General features: G+C 67.5%; 15 protein-coding genes. 5 read left to right on the top strand and 10 right to left on the bottom strand.

Annotated features, from left to right (window positions below; all coding sequences use genetic code 11):
- Positions 1–50: 50 nt before the first annotated feature.
- The gene (locus tag ACV4UX_RS06850) at positions 51–542 is read right to left on the bottom strand and encodes an acyl-CoA thioesterase (protein ID WP_491592571.1); all 492 of its coding nucleotides are present in this window, start codon (positions 540–542) and stop codon (positions 51–53) included.
- A gap of 95 nt (positions 543–637) precedes the next feature.
- Here ACV4UX_RS06850 and ACV4UX_RS06845 point away from each other — a divergent pair, with 95 nt between their 5' ends.
- A complete protein-coding gene (locus tag ACV4UX_RS06845; protein ID WP_491592570.1) occupies positions 638–2,308 on the top strand; it encodes an MBL fold metallo-hydrolase in 1,671 nt (556 codons plus the stop codon).
- Between the two features lie 13 nt (positions 2,309–2,321).
- Here ACV4UX_RS06845 and ACV4UX_RS06840 read toward each other — a convergent pair whose 3' ends face one another.
- The 4 genes from ACV4UX_RS06840 to ACV4UX_RS06825 all read right to left on the bottom strand — a co-directional run bounded on the left by ACV4UX_RS06840 (position 2,322) and on the right by ACV4UX_RS06825 (position 5,903).
- A complete protein-coding gene (locus tag ACV4UX_RS06840) occupies positions 2,322–2,588 on the bottom strand; it encodes a BrnA antitoxin family protein (protein ID WP_491592569.1) in 267 nt (88 codons plus the stop codon).
- Complete coding sequence (locus ACV4UX_RS06835; protein WP_491592568.1) at positions 2,575–2,856, bottom strand: BrnT family toxin; 282 nt, start codon at positions 2,854–2,856, stop codon at positions 2,575–2,577. Before ACV4UX_RS06835 ends, ACV4UX_RS06840 begins: the two co-directional genes overlap by 14 nt.
- A 99-nt stretch (positions 2,857–2,955) precedes the next feature.
- Positions 2,956–4,680: an alpha/beta hydrolase gene (locus ACV4UX_RS06830; protein WP_491592567.1), complete on the bottom strand. Its 1,725-nt coding sequence runs from the start codon at positions 4,678–4,680 to the stop codon at positions 2,956–2,958.
- A gap of 29 nt (positions 4,681–4,709) precedes the next feature.
- Complete coding sequence (locus ACV4UX_RS06825; protein WP_491592566.1) at positions 4,710–5,903, bottom strand: tRNA nucleotidyltransferase/poly(A) polymerase-related protein; 1,194 nt, start codon at positions 5,901–5,903, stop codon at positions 4,710–4,712.
- Positions 5,904–6,146: 243 nt separating this feature from the next.
- Between ACV4UX_RS06825 and ACV4UX_RS06820 the strand changes: the two genes are divergently transcribed.
- From ACV4UX_RS06820 to ACV4UX_RS06810, 3 genes are all read left to right on the top strand, one after another.
- Positions 6,147–6,863, top strand: coding sequence for a biotin--[acetyl-CoA-carboxylase] ligase (locus tag ACV4UX_RS06820; RefSeq protein WP_491592565.1), 717 nt, complete (start codon positions 6,147–6,149; stop codon positions 6,861–6,863).
- 40 nt (positions 6,864–6,903) lie between these two features.
- On the top strand, positions 6,904–10,608 hold the full coding sequence (locus ACV4UX_RS06815) for a pyruvate carboxylase (RefSeq protein WP_491592564.1): 3,705 nt from the start codon (positions 6,904–6,906) through the stop codon (positions 10,606–10,608).
- A 310-nt stretch (positions 10,609–10,918) separates the two neighbouring features.
- Complete coding sequence (locus tag ACV4UX_RS06810) at positions 10,919–14,467, top strand: PEP/pyruvate-binding domain-containing protein (RefSeq protein ID WP_491592563.1); 3,549 nt, start codon at positions 10,919–10,921, stop codon at positions 14,465–14,467.
- A 131-nt stretch (positions 14,468–14,598) separates the two neighbouring features.
- On the opposite strand, the gene ACV4UX_RS06805 is transcribed toward ACV4UX_RS06810, so the two are convergent.
- On the bottom strand, positions 14,599–15,525 hold the full coding sequence (locus ACV4UX_RS06805; protein ID WP_491592562.1) for a hypothetical protein: 927 nt from the start codon (positions 15,523–15,525) through the stop codon (positions 14,599–14,601).
- Between the two features lie 106 nt (positions 15,526–15,631).
- Here ACV4UX_RS06805 and ACV4UX_RS06800 point away from each other — a divergent pair, with 106 nt between their 5' ends.
- Positions 15,632–17,161, top strand: a complete 1,530-nt coding sequence (locus ACV4UX_RS06800) for a diguanylate cyclase (protein WP_491592561.1) — start codon at positions 15,632–15,634, stop codon at positions 17,159–17,161.
- 235 nt (positions 17,162–17,396) lie between these two features.
- Here the strand turns inward: ACV4UX_RS06800 and ACV4UX_RS06795 are convergent, their stop codons facing one another.
- From ACV4UX_RS06795 to ACV4UX_RS06780, 4 genes are all read right to left on the bottom strand, one after another.
- Positions 17,397–18,665: an HD-GYP domain-containing protein gene (locus ACV4UX_RS06795; protein WP_491592560.1), complete on the bottom strand. Its 1,269-nt coding sequence runs from the start codon at positions 18,663–18,665 to the stop codon at positions 17,397–17,399.
- A 150-nt stretch (positions 18,666–18,815) separates the two neighbouring features.
- Positions 18,816–19,442 (bottom strand): hypothetical protein, encoded by a 627-nt coding sequence (locus ACV4UX_RS06790; RefSeq protein ID WP_491592559.1) that lies wholly within the window; start codon positions 19,440–19,442, stop codon positions 18,816–18,818.
- A 161-nt stretch (positions 19,443–19,603) separates the two neighbouring features.
- The gene (locus ACV4UX_RS06785; RefSeq protein WP_491592558.1) at positions 19,604–20,398 is read right to left on the bottom strand and encodes an HAD-IIB family hydrolase; all 795 of its coding nucleotides are present in this window, start codon (positions 20,396–20,398) and stop codon (positions 19,604–19,606) included.
- Between the two features lie 7 nt (positions 20,399–20,405).
- On the bottom strand, positions 20,406–20,625 hold a 220-nt coding region (locus ACV4UX_RS06780; protein ID WP_491592557.1), incomplete at its 5' end, for a PhnE/PtxC family ABC transporter permease.

The raw sequence follows: 20,625 nt of genomic DNA, 5'->3' as shown, positions 1-20,625 counted from the left end.
GCCTCGCCCGCGCTGTCTGAACAGCGGGATTCGTCGGGCGCAAAGGGCCGTCAGGCCCCCTGGTGGAGCACGCAGCAGCGTCTGGTTCGGCGTCGCTCCTCGGCCTGGGCGAAGCGGCGGCGCTCGTCGTCGGTCTCCAGCATCAGGGGCGGGGCCGGGGTGGGCCTTCCGGACACGTCCAGGGCCACGAAGGTCAGGTAGGCCGAGGCCGTGTGGCGCACCTCTCCGGTGAAGAGGTTTTCCGACTCCACGCGCACGCCCACCTCCATGGAGGTGTGGCCCACGTGGTTCACCTGGGCCCGGAAGGTGACCAGTTCGCCCACGCGGGAGGGGGCCAGGAAGCTCACGCCGTCCATGGCCACGGTCACGGCGTTGCCCCGGCAGTGGCGCATGGCGGCCATGGCTGCCGCAGCGTCCATGTTCTTGAGGATCACGCCGCCGTGGATGGAACCGTAGGGGTTGGCGTCCTGGGGCAGCATGGCCAGGGAGAGTTCCGTGCGGCTGGCCGAGACGGGCTTGCCAAGCGCGGCGCGATCGTCCATGGGGAGTGCTCCGGTGCGGCCTCCGTGCGGGACGGGGCGCTGTCTGCCCCCGTCCGGGACGCCCGTCGAGGGCATCGGGAAGCCGAGCGAGGGTCATGGAAGTGCAGAAAGACACGTTAGCGCAGGCTGGGGACGCGCGCAATCCCGCCCAGGCCGGAGTCCGGTCCGAGGCCCGGGCAGGGGACTCTTTCCTGGCGCGCCGAGAGGGCCGCTGGCGGGCGGAGCTGCCCGTGAACCTGCCCGACAGGCCGGGCGCGCTGGCCGATCTGGCCAGCCTGGCCTCGACGCTGGGGGCCAACATCGAACGCCTGGTCTACGACCGGGGCGAACACCCCCACCGCGTGGACCTGGCCGTGACCCTGCCCCAGGCCCAGCGCGCGGGCAAGCTCCTGGACCGCCTGGCGGCCCGGGGCTACCTGGACGCCCCGGCGGACCGGGAGGCCGAGCCCGCGCTCATCACGGACCTGGACGGGGTGCTCTGCTTCAAGGTGGCCCTGCGCAACCGGCCGGGAGCCCTGGCCGAACTGGCCGAGCGCTTCCGGGCGCTGGAGGCCAACGTGATCCACCTGCGCTACGACTCCGGGCAGGACCCGGAGATGGCCGAGGCCTCGGTGTCGCTGCGCGGTGCGGGGCGCGTCTCGGAGCTCCTGGGCGAGATGACCCGGGCGGGCTACCACTACCACGTGCTCTGGCGCGGCGGCGACGACGCCGACGTGGACGCGGCCCTGGGCTTCTCCGAGGTGGAGGCCTTCCTCTTCAAGCTGCGTTCGGTGCTGCCGCCCGAGCGCATGAGCGGGCTGGAGGAGCTTTTCAACACCTCGCGGGAGATGCGCCAGGCCCTGGCCGAGTTCCGCCGGGCCTCCGGGGCTTCCGGCGAGGCCCTGGCCGCCTCGGAGACCTTCGCGGACATCCTGCGCCTGGCGGCCATGGCCGTGGGGGCCACGGGGCCGAACTTCACGCTGCGCCTCACCGGCCCCGTGCCGCTCACGCCCCTGGTGTCGCTCTACATGCTGGCCTGCCCGGAGGGGGCCAACAGCTACCTCCTGCGCCACCCCGGCGGCCTGGCCTTCCTGGACACCAACTTCGGCATCTTCTTCGAGGACGTGATGGCCTGGATGTCCGCCCACGGCTTCGACCCCGCGCGCGTGGACACCGTGCTGGCCACCCACCCGGACGCCGACCACGCGGGCTGGGCGGGCCGCCTCCAGGAGCGCTACGGGGCCAGGGTGTTCATGCACCCCGAGTGCGAGCGCGTCTTCGCCCTGGAGGACCGCACACTGGGGCGCAGCGCCCTGGCGGCCATCAACCGCTCCTTCACGCGGCTGGTGGGGCGTCTCACGGGATTGACGCCGCCCGCGCGCATCGAGCCTTTCGAGGCGGCGGGGGAGGGCGCTCCGGCCGAGGCGGGGGGGCTGCGGGTGATGGGGCGCGTGCGCCTGGCGGACCTGGAGCTTCTGGCGCTGGAGAGCCTGGGCGGCCACGTGGCGGGCCAGGTGTTCTATTTCGGCCCCGAGCAGGGAGTGCTCTTCACGGGGGACTACCTGCTGGACCCGGCCAGCCTCTCCCCGCGAGAACGCGAGGCCCTTTCGGTGCACAAATCCCTCCTGACCAACACCAACGCCGATTCGGCGCTCTTCCACCGCGAGATGTCCATGCTGCGCGCGCTTATGCGCGAGGTCCAGGCCCGACAGGCCCGCAAGGGCCGCCGGGCCATGGTCTTCCCCGGCCACGGCGACTTCTTCGGGGTGGACCAGGCGGGGTGGTGAAGCGGGCAGGCGGCTAAGCGGACCTGGCGCGCGCGGCCATGTAGTCGCGCAGGATGCGGTTGATCCGGGTCTGGTAGCCGGGTCCGATCGCGCGCAGGAATTCCAGTACGTCGGCGTCCAGCCGGATGGTCACGGACTTCTTGAGGGGGCGGAAGAACCGCCCGCGCACGGAGCCTTCGAATTCGGAAACCTCGGGGATGTCCGAGGTGTCGACGGCCTCGTCGGGGAGGGCGGCGAGGGCCTGGAGCTCCTCTCTGTTTCCGGGTTCAATTTTCCTCATAGAGTTTCCTCTCATGGGCCGTGGCCTTGCGCGCGGAGATGATCCTCACGGACTCCTGCCCGGCATGATCACGGTAGGTGTGCGCCACCAGGATCAAGAGCACGCCGCCCGCCGAGCCGAGGGTCTGCCAGCGTTCCTCGCCGTCAACGACACGTTCGAGCCTGCTCAGGTGCAGCGGGTCGTCGAACGCCAGCAGGGCGGTTTCGAAGCGGATGCCGTGCTTTGCCTTGTTGAGCGCGTTCTTGCGCTCATCCCATGTAAAGTGCATCCTGTTCCCTGTTGTACATACGATTCCGTATGTACGTCGTCAAGCCCGGACAGGCTCATCCGGCCCGGGAAACGGGCCGTGATGGCCGTGCGTTCGCCCTCACGGCGTCTTGAACTTCCAGTAGTCCTGCCCGGCGGCGGTCCTGGCCGGGACCAGGAGCGGGCGCTGCGGCGGCTTGAGCCCCTGGATGAGCAGGTGCATGTCGTCGAGCACGGCGTGGTTCTTGCCGTAGTAGCTGTGGCCCAGGAGCCCGGAGTCCACGGTGGAGGCGTCGATGGAATCCAGGGGCGGCACGGCCACCAGTTCCTGCGCGTCGCCAAGTCGGGCCGCCTTGTTGTAGAGCCTGGAGAGCACCATGGCCAGATCGCGCGAGGAGGCGTAGAGCGTGGCGGTCTGCGCCACGCCCGCGATGCGCGGCGCGATCCGGGTGCGGAACGCCGTGCTGTCCACGTCGGGCGCGGCCAGGATCACGTTGCGCACCAGGGTCCCCGCGCCGTCCCCGCGCGAGGCCGCCAGGCGCTCCAGAGCCCCCAGAAGCACCCGGTTGCCCATGCTGTGGGCAATGATGTGGATGTTGGCGGGCTGGACGTCCCGGGCCAGGGCCTCCACGAAGGCCGTGAGCCGGGGCACGGACAGGCCCGTCCTCTCCGCGTCCTGGGCGTAGCGCTGCACGAGGCCCTCCGAGGGCCAGCTGTAGACCACGGGCGTGCCCGCGAAGCGCATGTCGTGGACCATCTGGGCCATGCGCCGCACGGCCCTGTCGAAGGACACCGAATAGCCGTGGACGAACACCAGCACGTCCTTGCGGCCGTCCCGCACGTTGTCCCGGATCGATCGGAAGAAGTCGCCGGCCCGCTGCTCCTTCACGGCGGTGACGGTCACGTGCCGGTTGGGATCGTAGGAGAGGGTCAGGCTCGTCAGGGACGGCCCTTCCAGGACGCCCGGCATGTGGCTGCGCGGCACGGCCACGTCGCAGTAGCCGTAGGAGGTGGCCGCGGCGGGGACGCTGCCGAAGCGGCCCGTGGGCTCCTTCGTGGCGGTTCGTTCGCGGTCCGTGGCGTAATGCACGCGCACGAGGTCGTACTGGCGTTCCTCGACGGCGCCGCGCGACAGGGCAGGCTCCGCCTGGGCCTCCAGGCGTCGGACCGCCGCCGGGGGCAGGGCGGCCTGCTCCGCGTACGAGGCCGCCAGGGCCTTGGCCGAGGGAACGTCGCCCGCCAGCACGTAGGCGCGCACGAGGGGCTCCACGTAGACGGCCAGGGAGGCCGGATCGTCGGGGAAGGTCTGGCGCGCCACTGCCAGGGCCGCCTCCAGGCTCTCCACGGCGTCGAAGGCGGCGGATTCCCGCTGGGCGAGCAGCCCTTCGCCGGCCAGACGCAGCGATTCGGCGGCGAAACGCCGGGCAAGTTGTTCCGCCAAGGAGTCGGTGGGCGCGCCGCGATCGGGCGAAAGCTCCACGCGTCCGGCCGGGACGCGGAACGCGCCGCAGGGCGAAGGCGCTCCGGGCAGGGCGGTCAGCGCGCCCTTGAAGCCATCGCCTGCGGGCGCGAGGCTGGCCTCCCAGGCGGGAGCCTTGAACGACGGGCAGGGCGGCGTGAGCCGCAACGCGCCCGGCCACGGGCCTTGGGCGTGCAGCACCGGCCCGCCCTCCAGGGCCAGGTAGCCCTGCCCGGCGTCCGCTCCCTCCAGGACCAGCACGACGCCGACGGGCGATCCGCCGCCGCCGGGCCGGAGGGTTCCCTTGAAGACCGCGCCCGAAGCGCCGACAGGGCCGGACAACAGGCAGCACAACGTCAGGAGGATGCCGAAGAGTCCCTTCGCCACGTGGTCTCCCTGATATGGTGTGATCGGCTTCACGAGCCGGGCGGCACTGTAGCCGAGTCGGAGGCGTCCGGCAACGCGGCGTTCGCAGGGTTCCGGAGCGTCCGTGCCAGGGCCTCGCAGCGCAGCTGCCGCAGGGCCTCGCCGGAGCGCTCGCCCAGGTCGCGCAGTTCGGGGGGCAGGGTCACCTTGCGGACGGCCCGCAGGTCGCGCCGGGCAAGGCGCAACAGCTCTCCCGGAGCGGGCGCTCCGGGGCGTCCCGCCGCGTCGGCCTCGGCCAGGCGGAAGACCCGGGTGGTCAGGCCCCGGGCCTCCAGGCGCATGAGCAGGTCCACGCGCGTGCCGGGGCGAAGTTCGAGGTAGCGCCTGGCGGCCATGTGCTCGCGCGCGGCCGTCTCCCCTGCCTCCACATAGGCCGTGGAGAGGCGCAGGCGCAGGCCCAGGGCGCGCGCCGGGTCGGCTCCGGCCTGCTCGTGCCCGTGATGGGCCGGGAGGATGTCGCCCGGCGTGGCGGCCTTGCCCAGGTCGTGCGTCAGGGCCATCCAGGCGTCCAGGGGGTCGCCTGCGGCGCGATCCATCACGTCGCGCAGGTGGCCCAGCACGTCCTTGTCGTGCCAGCGGGGCGGCCCGGCGGGGACGCCCCGGCAGGCCTCCAGCTCGGGCATCCACGGGAGGAGGCAGCCCGTGGCCTCCAGCAGTTCGAGGAATCGCGAGGGCCTGGGCGCGGCGAGCGCCTTCACCAGTTCGCGGCCGACGCGCTCGGCCGCCAGCGCCCCCAGGGCCGCCGATCCGGCCAGGGCGCGCATCTGTTCGAGCAACTCGGGCGCGGGGGCGAAGTCCGCGAGTTGCGCCGCGAAGCGCGCGGCGCGGAACACGCGCAGGGGGTCGTCGGAGAGGGACGTGGGCGAGCAGGGGCGCAGCACCCGGGCCTGGAGGTCGGAGAGGGCGCGGGGATGGGCGTGGAGCACGCCCCGCTCGTCCAGGGCCAGGGCGTTGACGGTGAGGTCGCGCAGGGCCAGGTCGGCTTCCAGGGACCCCCCGCGCGGCCAGGCGTATTCGGCCCCGTCCAGGAGGAACACCGGAAAGGACTTGCCGACCAGCCGGGCCGTGGGATACCGACCCTGAAAGTCGCTTTGGGCAGCGTCTTCGATCAGATAGTCACGGTCGGCCAGCGGCCTGCCGAGCAGGATGTCTCGCACCGCGCCGCCGACCAGGTGGATTCGCATGGAGGTTTCCCTTCCGTGATGCAATGTCAAGGTCCCCGCGTTCCGGGACCGGGCGTTCTGCTGTGGGCCAAGGGACGCGAGGAACTCGCCTGTCCTCTCGATCCAGAGCGCCTGGCAGCCAGCCACCCCGCCTGGGCCGAGGATGCGCGCGGACTTGCGCCTTGGCAAGAGGAATCGGTCCCCTGGTGCACGACGTGCGACGCGGAATCGTGGTGGGTTTCGCGGACTCGCGGCGAGGGGACCGTGGTGGTCTGCGGGCGGTGTTCCTCGTCGTTGGACGTGGCGCGCCCGCTGGCCGAAAACGGACTGCTCGATGCATGGGATTCCGTGCTGGCCGTGTCGCAGTGGTCCGGGCGCGGTCAGCTCCGCCGCCCGTGGGACTCCCCGCCCGGCAACGTCTACGGCGCGCTGGTGCTCCCGCCCGTGCCCCAGGCCTTCGACACGCTCACGCCGCTGATCCTGGGGCGGCTGACGTGCGAGTTCCTCGCGGGGCTGGGCGTCGAGGCCTGCCTGAAATGGCCCAACGACGTGGTCTGTGGCGGCCTCAAGGTGTGCGGCATGCTCGTGGAGGAGCGCAAGGGCGTCACGCTGGCCGGAATCGGGGTGAACCTGCACGCCGCGCCGGACCCCTCGTTCCTGCGCAACGGGCATGCTGTCCCTGCTGGGAGCCTGGCCGGGCTGGGGGTCGCCTCCACGCCGGTGTCCCTGTGGTCCGCTCTTGTGGATTTTGTGAAAACAGGCTATCTTGCCGAACTTTCCCAAGGAAGCCCCGGACAGGCCGCGGCGCGTACGTCCTCGCGTCTGTGCTGGCTTGGCCAGGAGGTTCTCGTGCGCGACGGCTCCGAGCCGCCCTGGACGGGACGCATCCTGGGCCTGGCCCCGGACGGGGCGCTTCGGGTCAAGCCCGCCGACGGGGCGGGCGAACGGCTTCTCACCTCCGGCAGCATCTGGCGGGCCTGAACGGGTGACCGCCCAAGCATCCAGGTTAGGTACATCTCCCATGGGCGTTAAGACCTTCAACGACGTTCTCAAGGAAATCCAGGGCAAGAAGATTCTTGTCGCCAACCGGGGCATCACGGCCCGCAGGGTGCTGCGCTCCATCCGCGAGCGCTTCCACGCCGTGCCCGTGCTCACCGCCACCAAGGTGGACATGACCTCCCCCTCCGTGGCCGGCGCCCGCGAACTGATCCTCCTGGGCGAAGACCCCAGAGCCTACCTGGACATCGATCTCATCATCCGCGAGGCCAAGGCCCGGCGCATCGCGGCCATCCACCCCGGCTGGGGCTTCGCCTCCGAGGACCACACCTTCCCCGCCAAGTGCGCCGAGGCCGGCATCGTGTTCATCGGCCCCACCTCCGAGGCCATGAACCTCCTGGGCAACAAGGTGGCCGTGCGCAACGTGGCCAAGGACCTGGGCATCCCCGTGGTGCCTGGCTCCGAGGGCGCGGTGAGCGTGCCCGAAGCCCGCGAGATCGCAAGCCAGATCACCTTCCCCATCATGCTCAAGGCCGAAGGCGGCGGCGGCGGGCGCGGCATCTATGTGGTGCACGAGCCCAAACAGCTGGAGGAAGCCTTCTCCAAGGCCTCGGCGCTGGCCCAGGCCAGCTTCGGCAACCCGCGCCTCTATGTGGAGAAGTACCTGCGCAGCGTGCGCCACATCGAGATCCAGGTCGTCGCCGACAAGCACGGCAACGTCCTGGCCCTGGACGAGCGCGACTGCACCGTGCAGCGCAACCACCAGAAGCTCGTGGAGATCACCCCCTCCCCCTGGAAGGGCATGACCGCCGAGCTGCGCGAACAGCTCAAGGAGTGGGCCGAGAAGCTCGTCAAGCACGTGGGGTATTACTCCCTCGCCACCGTGGAATTCTTGGTGGAGCCCGACGGCACCCCTTACCTCATCGAGGTGAACACCCGCCTCCAGGTGGAGCACGGCATCACCGAGTGCCGCTACGGCATCGACCTGGTGGAGGAGCAGATCTCCGTGGCCTTCGGCGGGAAGCTGCGCTACTCCAAGACCAACGCCAAGCCCTTCAACTGGTGCGTGCAGGTGCGCATCAACTGCGAAGACCCGCGCCAGGGCTTCACCCCCAACGCCGGACTCATCACGCGCTACATCTCGCCCGGCGGCCCCGGCGTGCGCCTGGACTCCTGCATCTCGGCGGGCTACGAATTCCCCTCCCAGTACGACTCGGCCGGAGCGCTGCTCATGGCCTACGGCCGCTCCTGGGAGAAGGTGCTGGGCACCATGGACAGGGCGCTGCGCGAATACATCGTGGGCGGCCCCAAGACCACCATCCCCTTCCACCTCCAGGTGATCAACCACCCGCGCTTCCGCTCGGGCGACTACGACACCAACTTCATCGCCACCGCTCCCGAGCTTCTTGAATACCACGACGTGGAACCCGAGGCCCTGCGCCTCTCCAAGCTGGTGAGCGAAATCTCCGCCAAGGGCTACAACCCCCACGTGCAGCTGGGCGAATACCGGGGGCGCGCCGACAAGCGCCTGGGCCGCTTCACCCCGGCCATGCCCGTGTTCGACCGCAAGGCCTGGAAGCCTCCCTACCCCAGGGGCGACCGCCAGGCCCTGCTGGACCAGATCCGCGACTCGGGGCTCGTCCACTTCGTGGACACCACCACCCGCGACATCACCCAGTCCAACTCCGGCAACCGCTTCCGCCTGGCCGAGGACGCCCTCATCGGCCCCTATCTGGACAACTGCGGCTTCCTCTCCCTGGAGAACGGCGGCGGCGCGCACTTCCACGTGGCCATGATGGCCAACATGACCTACCCCTTCACCGAAGGGGAGCAGTGGAACTGCTTCGCCCCCAAAACCTGCAAGCAGATACTCATCCGCTCCACCAACGTGCTGGGCTACAAGCCCCAGCCGCGCAACCTCATGCGCCTGACCGGCGAGATGATCTGCGAACACTACGACATCATCCGCTGCTTCGACTTCCTGAACCACATCGAGAACATGCAGCCCTTCGCGGAGGTGGCGCTCAATTCCAAGGGCAACGTCTTCCAGCCCGCCATCTCCCTCTCCTGGGCCAAGGGCTTCGACGTGCACCACTACATGGGCGTGCTCGAAGACATCCTGGAGTGCTGCGCCAAGGTGGCCGGGCTCTCCAAGAAGAAGGTCTCGAAGATCATCATCCTGGCGCTCAAGGACATGGCCGGCATGTGCCCGCCGCGCTTCGTCTCGGCCCTCGTGGCGGCCATCCGCGACAAGTACCCCGACCTGGTTGTTGACTACCACCGACACTACACCGACGGCCTCTTCGTGCCCGCCGTGGGCGCGGCGGCCAAGGCCGGGGCGCACATCGTGGACACGGCCATCGGCGCCAGCGTGCGCTGGTACGGCCAGGGCGAGGTGCTCTCCACGGCGGCCTACCTGGAAGACGAACTGGGCCTCAAGACCAGCCTGAACAAGGAGATGATCCGCACCTGCGGCTTCGTGCTCAAGCAGGTCATGCCCTACTACGACCGCTACACCGCCCCCTACTTCCAGGGCATCGACTACGACGTGGTGGAGCACGGCATGCCCGGCGGGGCCACCAGCTCCAGCCAGGAGGGAGCGCTCAAGCAGGGCTACATCCACCTGCTGCCCTACATGCTCAAGTTCCTGGCCGGCACGCGGCGCATCGTGCGCTACCACGACGTCACGCCCGGCTCCCAGATCACCTGGAACACGGCCTTCCTGGCCGTCACCGGGGCCTACAAGCGCGGCGGGGAGCGCGCCGTGCGCGACATGCTCGAAGTGCTCGACGCCACCAGCATGCACCCCGACGAGTGCGTCACCCAGGCCTGCAAGGCCGACCGGCTCATGCTCTACGCCGACGCCAACGACGCCTTCCGCCAGCTGCTCCTGGGCAAGTACGGCAAGCTGCCCCTGGGCTGGCCGCCGGACTGGGTGTACGAGTCCGCCTTCGGCCCGGACTGGCGCGCCGCCATCGAACAACGCACCACCGACTCGCCCCTGGCCTCGCTCAAGGACGTGGACCTGCCCTCCGAGGAGAAGGCCCTGGCCAAGCGCCTCCAGCGCGAGCCCACGCCGGAAGAGTTCGTGATGTACCTCAACCATCCGGGCGATGCGCTCAAGACCATCGAATTCCGCACCAAGTTCGGCGATCCCAACCTCCTGCCCCTGGACGTGTGGTTCGAGGGTCTGGAACCCGGACAGGAGCTCTTCTTCGAGGACTCGCGCGGCAAGCCCCACACCTTCACGCTGCTCGACATCTCCGCCCCGGACCACCAGGGCATGAGCGTGGTGCGCTACGTCCTGGACTCGGAGATCCTCTCCCATCAGGTGAAGGTGGCCGAGGCCCTGGGCGGCAAGGGCGCGCAGGACCTGCCCATGGCCGACCCCAACAATCCCTTCCATGTGGCCGCGCCCTGCAACGGCGACCTCTGGGTGATGCACGTCTCCCCCGGCGACTTCGTGAAGCCCGGCCAGGCGATGTTCAACATCTCCGTGATGAAGCAGGAGAAATCGGTGCTCGCCCAGGTGGAAGGCCTGGTGAAGCGCGTGCTCAAGAACGCCGACTACTTCGAGGACAAGAAAATGGTGCCCGTGAAGGAGGGCGAGCTCCTGGTGGAGCTGGCCCCCGTGGGCAAAGCCTGCCCCGGCTGCAAGGAACCCCTGGGAGCGGAGGATTTCCACTACTGCCCCTGGTGCGGCTACGGCATGGAATACACGCAGGATTAACGATCGGCCGGGGCCGGGAATGCCGGCTCCGGCCGCTTTCCGCCTGGATTCCCGGCCCCTGGCCGGGGCCTGACGGGGAGCGGGCTGTTTTGCTGAAAATGTGAAATGTATGCGTCAGGAATCCCGCGAAGGCCCCGAAAGAAAATACTGGAGCCCTCGCGCCTCTTCCTGCTAAAATCCGCCCCGCGACGAGACCCAGCCGCCGCGCGCTCCAGACCCGGCGGCGGCCCCCCGGGTGACCCGCGCGACCCCCCGCGAGCCGCGACGAACCGGCCGCACAAGCATCTTCGGACTTCCCAGGAGGAAACGAATGGCTAAAGCCGCTCCCAAAGCCCCCGCCAAGGAGAAAAAGGAACTGACCAAGAAGCTCATCCTCACCGGGGCCGACATCGCGGCCATAGGCGAGGAGGCCGAACTGGTGGTGGGTGGCAAGAACTACAACACCGCCATCATCAGCCAGGTCCAGGGCATCCGCGCCCCGCAGTTCCGGGCCGTATCCTCCCTGGCGTTCCACAAGCTCCTGGACGAGACCAAGGTCAACGCCGCGCTCATCCGCCAGACCGTCGACCACGAATACAACCGCGTTGACTGGACCAGCGAGGAAGTCAACAAGGACCCCGAGTTTCTCAAGCATTTCGTGCGCACCCTGGCGCAGGAGGTCAAGGCCACCGAGCCGGACAAGGCCACGCTCATCAAGCTGCGCACCTTCGTGAACAACGTGGTGGAAGGCTTCGCCACCTCCCCCGAAGGCATCGACCAGCTGCGCAAGCGCTCCGTGCTCGTGCAGGTGGCCATCCTCTGCGTGGACCTGCCCCTGGACGTGGCCGAGGCCGTGCGCGAGGGCTACCAGGACATCTGCCGCGAGGCCGGCCTGGAAGACGTGCCCGTGGCCGTGCGCTCCTCCGCCGCCGGTGAGGACTCCCGCAAGAAGGCCTTCGCCGGCCTCCAGGACACTTACCTGAACATCGTGGGCGACGACCGCGTGGTCGAAGCCTACCAGTGGGACTGCTCCTCGGCCTACAACCTGCGCTCCATGACCTACCGCCGCGAGGCCATCCTCGACGCCGTGCAGCTGGCGGAACGCACCGGCGACGACTCCATCGCCGAGAAGGCCAAGCAGGAATGGGCCATCGAGAACACCTCCCTCTCGGTGTGCCTCATGCGCATGATCAACCCGGTGATCTCCGGCACGGCCTTCTCCGCCGACACCGCCACCGGCTGCCGCGGCACCGACCGCAAGGATCTCGTCTCCATCGATTGCTCCTACGGCCTGGGCGAGGCCGTGGTGGGCGGCATGGTCACCCCGGACAAGCTCTTCGTCTTCCAGAGCGAGGACGCCCGCGAGGTGGTCATCCGCTTCATGGGCTTCAAGGACAAGAAGATCATCTACGACGAGCGCGGCGGCACCAAGATCGTCCCCGTGGACGAGCTGGAGGCCTACCGCTGGGCGCTCTCCCTGGCCCAGGCCGAAGAGGTGGCCCGGGGCGTGCGCGCCATCTCCGTGGCCTACGGCGGCATGATCATGGACACCGAGTTCTGCATCGACCAGTCCGAGCGGCTCTGGTTCGTGCAGGCCCGCCCCGAGACCCGCTGGAACGAGGAGTTCGAGCTGCACCCCGACACCATCTTCATGCGCCGCATGGAGGTGGACCCCAAGGCCCTCGTGCGCGCCGAGGTGATCCTGGAGGGCAACGGGGCCTCGCGCGGCGCGGGCCAGGGCATGGTGAAGTTCCTGCGCTCGGCCCTGGAGCTCAACAAGATCAACAAGGGCGACATCCTCGCCGCCGAACGCACCGACCCGGACATGGTGCCCGGCATGCGCGTGGCCTCGGCCATCCTGGCCGACGTGGGCGGCGACACCTCCCACGCGGCCATCACCTCCCGCGAGCTGGGCATCCCGGCGGTGATCGGCATCCAGCGCTCCGAACTGCTGCGCTCCCTGGACGGCCAGGAGGTCACGGTGGACGGCTCGCGCGGCGTGGCCTACCGGGGCCTGCTGCCCCTCATCGCCGTGGGCGGCGAGATGGACCTCTCCAAGCTGCCCGAAACCAAGACCAAGGTGGGCCTGATCCTGGCCGACGTGGGCCAGGCGCTCTTCCTCTCGCGCCTGCGCATGATGCCGGACTTCGAGGTGGGCCTTTTGCGCGCCGAGTTCATGCTGGGCAACATCGGCGTGCACCCCATGGCCCTCGAAGCCTACGACCAGGGCGTGCTCAACCAGCTGGTGGACAAGAAGCTCCACGAGTACGACCAGCGCCTCACCAAGGTGATCAAGGAGCAGATGTCCGCGGGCTACATCCCCATGGACCTCAAGCTGCGCCAGTACGTGGGCCTGGTCACCGGCCTCACCAAGGAGCTTGAGCATCTCACCGAGCGCGAGGGCGCGCGCGGCACCGACGAGGTTCTGGCCATCCACCGCAAGCTGCGCGAGCTCGACAAGAAGCTCGACGAATACCTGGGCAACGCCACCCGCCGTCTGGACGTGCTCAAGACCTCCGTGAGCCTGGACGACCACGTGGCCGTGATCCTGGGCTACTGGGAGGAGCTCAACGACACCTCCACCCACGCCGACGCCGTGAAGCGCCGCATGGAAGTGAAGGCCCACGTGGCCGAGCGCGCCCAGGCCGTGGCCGCCGAACCCTTCATCGTGGAGACCCTGGAGAAGATCAAGACCATGCGCGCCGAGATCGCCCGCCAGGTGGGCATCCAGCGCGAAATGGAAGAGGTGAGCACCCTTCCCGGGCGCATCGCCAAGCAGTTGCGCTCCCGGGGCTACCGCACCGGCAAGGAGCTCTACGTCCAGACCCTGGCGCAGAACCTCTCGCTCTTTGCCATGGCCTTCTACGGCAAGCCCATCATCTACCGCACCACGGACTTCAAGTCCAACGAGTACCGCAACCTCGTGGGCGGCATGCTCTTCGAGCACATGGAAGACAACCCCATGCTGGGCTACCGCGGCGTCTCGCGCAACATCCACGACTGGGAGATCGAATCCTTCAAGCTGGCCCGGGGCATCTTCGGAGGCAAGAACCTCCAGATGATGCTGCCCTTCGTGCGCACGCTCGAGGAAGCCCGCTCCATGCGCCGCTACCTCTCCCGCGTGCACCGCATGCGCTCCGGCGAGGACGGCCTGAAGCTGCACATGATGAGCGAAATCCCCTCCAACGCCATCCTGGCCAAGGAGTTCATCCAGGAGTTCGACGGCTTCTCCATCGGCTCCAACGACATGACCCAGATGGTGCTGGCCACCGACCGCGACAACTCGAACCTCAAGCACATCTACGACGAGGAAGACCCGGCCGTGGTCTGGGCCATCCTCGTGACCATCTTCACCGGACAGAAGATGGGCAAGAAGGTGGGCTTCTGCGGCCAGGGCGTGTCCAACAGCCTGATCCTGCGGGGCCTCGTGTCCATCGCGGGCATCGTGAGCGCCTCGGTGGTGCCCGACACCTACTATCAGACCAAGTTCGACGTGGCCGCCGTGGAGGCCCTGAACATCCCGGTGTCGCGCCTGGGCGGCTGGATCGCGGAGCAGCACCTGCACCGCCTGCACGAGCTGCTCAAGTCGCACAAGTACGAGCACATCCTGAAGAAGTACAACACCGCCAAGGACCTGAACGAATGGTACGAGGGCGAGCAGACCCGCCTCTCCGGCCAGCTGCGCGACCACCTGGACACCCCCAAGGAGAGCTTCTACCGCCAGGAGCTGGAGAAGTTCCGCGCGGCCTTCCACAAGCCGGTGATCTACGCCGCCTGGGACTGGGAGAAGACCGTGGGCGATTCGCTCTACCACGCCGGCTTCAGCGACTGGGAAGAACAGGCCAAGGCCCTGGAAGATCAGCGCAAGAAGACCTGGTAGCAGGCAGGCGCGTTACGTCGGGGCGATACCCGCCCGGCGGCCGGAGGGATGGCCCTTCGGTGAGAGGAAAGTGAGAAATGGAAAGGCGGCCCCGCGAGGGGCCGCCTTTTGATTCGATCAAACAGGCAAATCTATTTTGCTGTGTACTTTTTTATGAAGTCATCAAGTGCGTCGGTAATCGTGTCCAGCAATCGACCTGTCTGCTTGTTTTTGGTTGCAGAATGACTTTCTTGCAGGATGCTTGAGGTGAGAGCCGTTGGAATGTTGATGTTCCACAGCTCAAATCCATCCATGATTTTATGCTGTGGGATGCCCTTCTCATGGTTCAGCGTGGCTTGGATCAGGTAGAGTGTGGCGTGCTTCCGTTGGTTGTAGATGATGGCCTGATTGAAGGATGCCATAGTGAATTTGAGCATACTGACGATGAAGAGGATGGAGAATATTGCAATCAGTGCCGTCCTTGATATTAGCAGTGTGGACATTGCGGTGATTGTTGGCGTGCTTTTGTCTGTAGGTACGATTTCTTTGATTATTTTAACCTGGTACTCGTATGTGCTCATCGTGTAGTATACAATTATATACAGCGAAACAAGAATTATAAAAAGCGAAACAACACCTATGCAGTTGTATTTTAATACATTGGTGTCGAGGTTTTGGGCAATGTATGTGTAGTATTTTGTTGATTCATTTTTGTCATGTGAACTTTCAAAGAGCAATTCGCTTTTTTTTAGTTTGTAGTACGCTGCTAGAACAAGGCAAATGATGACGAAAAAGTCGAGAACATACAATACGGAAGCGTCGCGTTTCAGGACAACTAGGTCAATTCTAAGAATTTGTGCAATCATATCAGGCTCGCGCAGGAGCAGGATGAGGAATATGATGATGGTTATTATGGACGGAATGAATAGCCACTTCAATATGTTGGTGAAGATTACTACTGGATCCGCATGGTTGTACAGGACACGTTTGCTCATATATAATTCCTCCGGCGTATATCCTTTCACAGTATCGAGTGCTTGTAAAATTTCTTTGCACTGAAATGTGAAATTTTCATTCATTCGATATTGAACAGTTAGTATCTTGGGTCACTTGCCAGGGAGTGTGGTGGGGCGTGGAAAATCCCCATTCGTTGACTTCCCTCCCCCCCGTCCCCTACAAGGAATCATGCCCACACAGGTCTGTCCGCGCGCCCTGTCTTACGCGCCGCGAGGTTCACTCGCCGCGCGCGTGCTCCTCGCCCTTGTCCCGCGCGCGGCGCAACGCACCCGGGTCAATGGCTTTGCCGCCGGAGGGCGTGGCTCTCTCCACTTCTCCCTGCGCGCCGCCGCGCTCCTGGCGGTCCTGGCCCTCCTGACCTGCCTGGCCCCCGCCGACTGCCTCGCCCAGGTCTACACCGAGGTGGAGCAGGCCTACATCCGTTCCCTGGGCCGCGTGACCCTCTGCGTGGACCCGGACTGGGTTCCCTTCGAGCGCATCAACCCCCAGGGGCAGCACGAGGGCATCGCAGCAGACCTGGTGGCCCTGGTGGGCCGCCGTGCGGGCATCGAGTTCGAGTTGACGCGCACCAAAGACTGGGACGAATCCCTGGACGCCTCGCGCCAGGGCCGCTGCCGCGTCCTGAGCTTCCTCAACCAGACCCCCAAGCGCGAGGAGTGGCTCGTCTTCACACAGCCCCTCTTCAGCGACCCCAACGTGTTCATCACCCGCGAGGAGCACGCCTTCATCAGCGATCCGGCGGGCCTCACGGGGGAGTCCATCGTCTTCCCCAAGGGCACCGCCATGGAGGAGCGCATCCGCCGCGACTACCCCAACCTGCGCGTGCTCGTCACCGACACCGAGGAGGAGGCCATCGCCATGGTCTCGGACCGCAAGGCCGACATGACCATGCGCTCGCTCATCGTGGCGGCCTACACCATCAAGAAGGAAGGGCTCTTCAACCTCAAGATCGCCGGGCAGCTGCCGGGCTACGTCAACCAGTTGCGCATGGGCGTGGCCAAAGAGGACCCCATGCTGCGCGACGTGCTCGACCGGGCCATCCGCACCATCACGCCCCAGGAGCGCGAGCAGATCGTCAACCGGCATGTCTCCATCAACGTGCAGACCGGCGTGAGCAAAACGCTCCTCTGGCGGCTGGGCGCGGGCGCGGCGGCGCTGCTGGTCCTGGCGGCGGTGTGGAACTGGCGGCTGCGCAAGCACAACGAGGAGCTGGCCCGCCGCTCGCTCACCGACACCCTCACCGGGCTGCCCAACCGGCTGATGATGAACGAACAGTTCGCACGTGAGCTGGAGCGCGCCCGACGCTACGGCCGCCCGCTTTCCATCGCCATGCTCGACCTGGACTGCTTCAAGGCCGTCAACGACGACCTGGGCCACCTCATGGGCGACCGCATTTTGGTGTCCGTGGCCCGCACGGCGCAGAACAGTCTGCGCGCCACGGACACGCTGGGCCGCTGGGGCGGTGAGGAGTTCCTGATCCTCTGTCCCGAGACGGGGACTCCGGAGGCCCTGGTGGTGGCCGAACGCGTGCGCCTGGCCGTGAAGGGCAGCGCCTACGAGAGCGGCAGGCCCCAGACCGTGAGCGCGGGCGTGGCCACGCTGCGCGAGGCCGACACCGCCGACGACCTGCTCCTCCGCGCCGACAAGGCCCTCTACGAGGCCAAACGCGCCGGGCGCGACAGGGTCTGCACGGGGTGACAGGGGCTTGCGCCCCTCTGCGTGATGACAAACCCCGAGGACGGGGTTTGCCAGAGCCGCTTACGGGCGGCAAAGCCGCCCTGCTCCATGCTGCGCTGCGCGCAGGGCTGCTGACAAAGCCGCAAAGCCGCAAAGCCGACTTTGTCTGCAGTCTCAGGGTCTTGCGCCCCCTTCTCCCAGCGCGCCCGGAAGCCTCCTGGGTGTGGGCCAAGGGGCTCGCTTCCCGAGGGCGGTCTCACCTCACCGGACCAGATTCTCCGAACAGTTCTCGTACCCGCGCGCGCAAGAGCGGCCGCAACTCGGACTCGCCCAGGGAGCGGAACTCCGCGTGCAGGCCCGGGGCGATGAGCAGAAAGGCCTTCAGGAACTCCGGGTCGAAATGCGTGCCGGAACCCTCGCGCAGGATGTCCAGGGAGCGATCCAGAGGAAACGGCTCCTTGTAGGGACGCCGGGACGTCAGGGCGTCGAACACGTCCACGATGCAGAAGATCCTTGCTGCGGCCGGAATGTCGCGGCCCTTGAGGCCCTGAGCATAGCCCGATCCGTCGAACTTCTCGTGGTGGAAGGCCACCACCTGCACCGCTTCGTTCAACCACTGATAGTCGCGCAGGATGTCCACGCCGTGGGTCACATGGGTGCGCATGACGGCGAATTCCTCCTCCGTGAGCCTGCCGGGCTTGAGCAGGATGGCGTCGCTGATGGCGATCTTGCCCACGTCGTGCAGGAAGGCCCCCTTCACCAACTCCTGGAGCGCAGGCCGATCCAGCCCCAGGCGTTGGCCCAGGGCGATGGCCTGGAGCGTCACCCGGTAGTTGTGGTCGCTGGTGTCGCTGTCGCGCTTGGCCACGGCGTTGCCGAGCGATTCCAGCGAGCCGATGTTGGCCTCCAGGAGCACCCCGGCGTAGTCCAGCACGCGCCGGTTGAGCGCCAGGACCACGGGGTAGAGCACCAGGGTGGTCACGAAAACGACGGCCACGACCTTCATCAGCGAGACGGCCATCTGCTCCCGGATGGCCGCGAGCACGGCGTCCTCCACGGCGTAGATGCCCTCGAAGTATCCGGTCAGCTCGCCGTCCGGGCGCAACGGGACGCCCACGCGCAGGTAGAGGCGTCCGTCGAGCTCGATCTTGCGGTAGCGGGGCGAGTCCGCCAGGAGGTCCTGGTGTTCGAGCCTGTTGAAGGCCTTTTCCACGGCGGCGGCCTCGGGCTTGGTGGCCTCAACGAGAGGCTTGCGACGGGCGTCGTAGAATTCGATGACCATGAACGGGCTGGATGCCAGGTGGGTCCGGGCGTCCTCCGCCAGACGGGCGATCTCGCCCTCGTGCAGGCGGTGGGCCTCGTCGGAGAGGAAATGGCGCGACTCGTTCAGGGCCAGGTCCAGGACGCGCTCGTCCACTTTTTCAAGCTCGTAGTAATAATCAAAGGCGCACACCACGGTCGACAGAAGGACGAACACGGTGAGGAGCCTGCCGGCGAGCATTCGATGGATCGAGACCTTGCGCATGCCGATGCTCCGTCGTCCGGTTCCAGGAGAGGGCCTTGGCCGGTGATCACGTGTGGAGCGTTGAATATCCGCATCCTGCCATATCCCCGGGCAGGGGACCAGCAGCGATTGCGGCGCGATCGCCCTTGCCGCGTCCGGGCAAGGCCTGGATCAGGGCCGCTTGGCCAGGGCCGCCTTGTTCATGCGCTTCAGGTCCAGGTCCACCTTGCGCGCGCCGAGATCGTAGACGCAGTGATAGCCGCTCAGCAGTTCGCAGGTGTTCAACATCCCCGTCAGGCGCAGGAGCAGCGCCCCGGAGTCTCCGGACCAGGAAAGTGCGGCAGTGTAGCGGTTGGCGAAGGCTTCCGGGCCTGACACGCCGCAGCTTCGAGCGCAGGCCTTCCAGGCGGGGGTGTCCACGTCCACGTCGAGACGGGCGTATTCCAGGCCGCTCCGGCGCTCGAACACCAGCACCTCGGCGCGGTCGCTGGAGGCCCAGTCCACCAGGGCGATGCGGCTGTCGTCGGGCGAGAAGACGGCGTCCAGGTCGCGCGGGAAGCGGTGGAGCAGCCGCCGCTGCCCGTCGCGTCCCGAGACCAGCCAGGCCTCATTCTTCTCGGGGATGCGCTTGATCTCGATCTTCAGCTCGCCGGAGGGGGAGTGGAGGATGTCCCCCCGGGCCGGTGTCTGGGCCGCCAGGGGCGCGGCCTGGGTGAGGGCCAGGGCGATGAGGGCCAGGGCGATGAGGGCCAGGGCGGGCATGGCCAGGGAAAGAAGGGATATGGCGCGCGGGTGCATCAGGGCCTCCGGGGTGGAGGTGCCGGACCGGAGCGCGCGGGGCCGGAAGCACTGCCCGCGCGCACATGAACGCCTGCCGGTGACGCTTGGGGGCCTGGAACGATGTTCGAGCGATAGGCCGCTTCGGGGCGCGGGTCAACAGGCCGATGGGCGGTTCCCGCTCAACGCGTCGAAACCAGGGCGCGGGCCAGTTCCGCGAAGCCTTCGCCTCCGCGTGCGCCGGACACGTAGCCGGGCAGGGCCTCCATGTGGTCCCTGAGGTCCAGCACGTTGGCCACGCCCACGGAGTTGGGGAAGAAGGCGAACATGGGGGCGTCGTTGGGCGAGTCCCCGGCGAAGACCACCTGCTCGCGCACGGCGTCCAGGTCCTCTCCCAGGACCTCGCGGAAGAAAAGGCGGGTCATGGTGAGCTTGTCGTAGTCGCCGAACCAGCCGTTGACGTGGATGGAGCTGATCTTGGCCACGGCCCCGGCGGCCTCGAAGAGGGCCTTGATGCGCTTCACCTCGTCCATGGGCAGGGGGGGCACGTCCTCGCAGAAATCGATGGCCAGGTCGGCCTCTCGGTAGGCCTGGTCGGCGGAGACGGCGGCCCCGGGCACGGCGGCCAGGATCTCGTCCTTGAGCCGCTCCAGGGCCCGGGCGTCCAGGGCGCGCTGGGCGGCGTCGCGGTGGTGGCGGCGGATCATGCGCCGGGCGGCGGGGTCGTAGCGGAAGTAGAAGGCCCCGTTCTCGCCCACCACGCCGTCCACGGGCCACATGCGGGCGATGTGGTCGCACCAGCCTGCCGGGCGGCCGGTGATGGGGACCACCACCAGCCCGGCCCCGCGCAGGTCCTCGAGGGCCTGGTAGGCGACGCCGGGCAGGCGGCCCTCGGTGGTGAGGGTGTCGTCGATGTCGGTGAGCACGAAGCGCACGGCCCGCCGCGTTTCGGCGGGCATCCGGCTGAGCGGGAGCATGGCGGCCTCAGATCATGCGTTCGCGGATCTTGGTGACGAAGAGCTCCGCCAGCACCACCACGGCGAAGATGCACAGGAGCACCAGCGACACCTGGGTCCAGCGGAACATGTTCATGGCGTTTTCCAGGGAGACGCCGATGCCGCCCGCGCCCACCAGGCCGATCACGGCGGATTCGCGCACGTTGATGTCCCAGCGGAAGAGGGCGATGCCCCAGAACGCGGGGGCC

The organism is Fundidesulfovibrio sp. (genome assembly GCF_058402725.1).
Note: the sequence above shows the minus strand (reverse complement) of the source record. Positions and strands in the feature narration are given on the sequence as shown.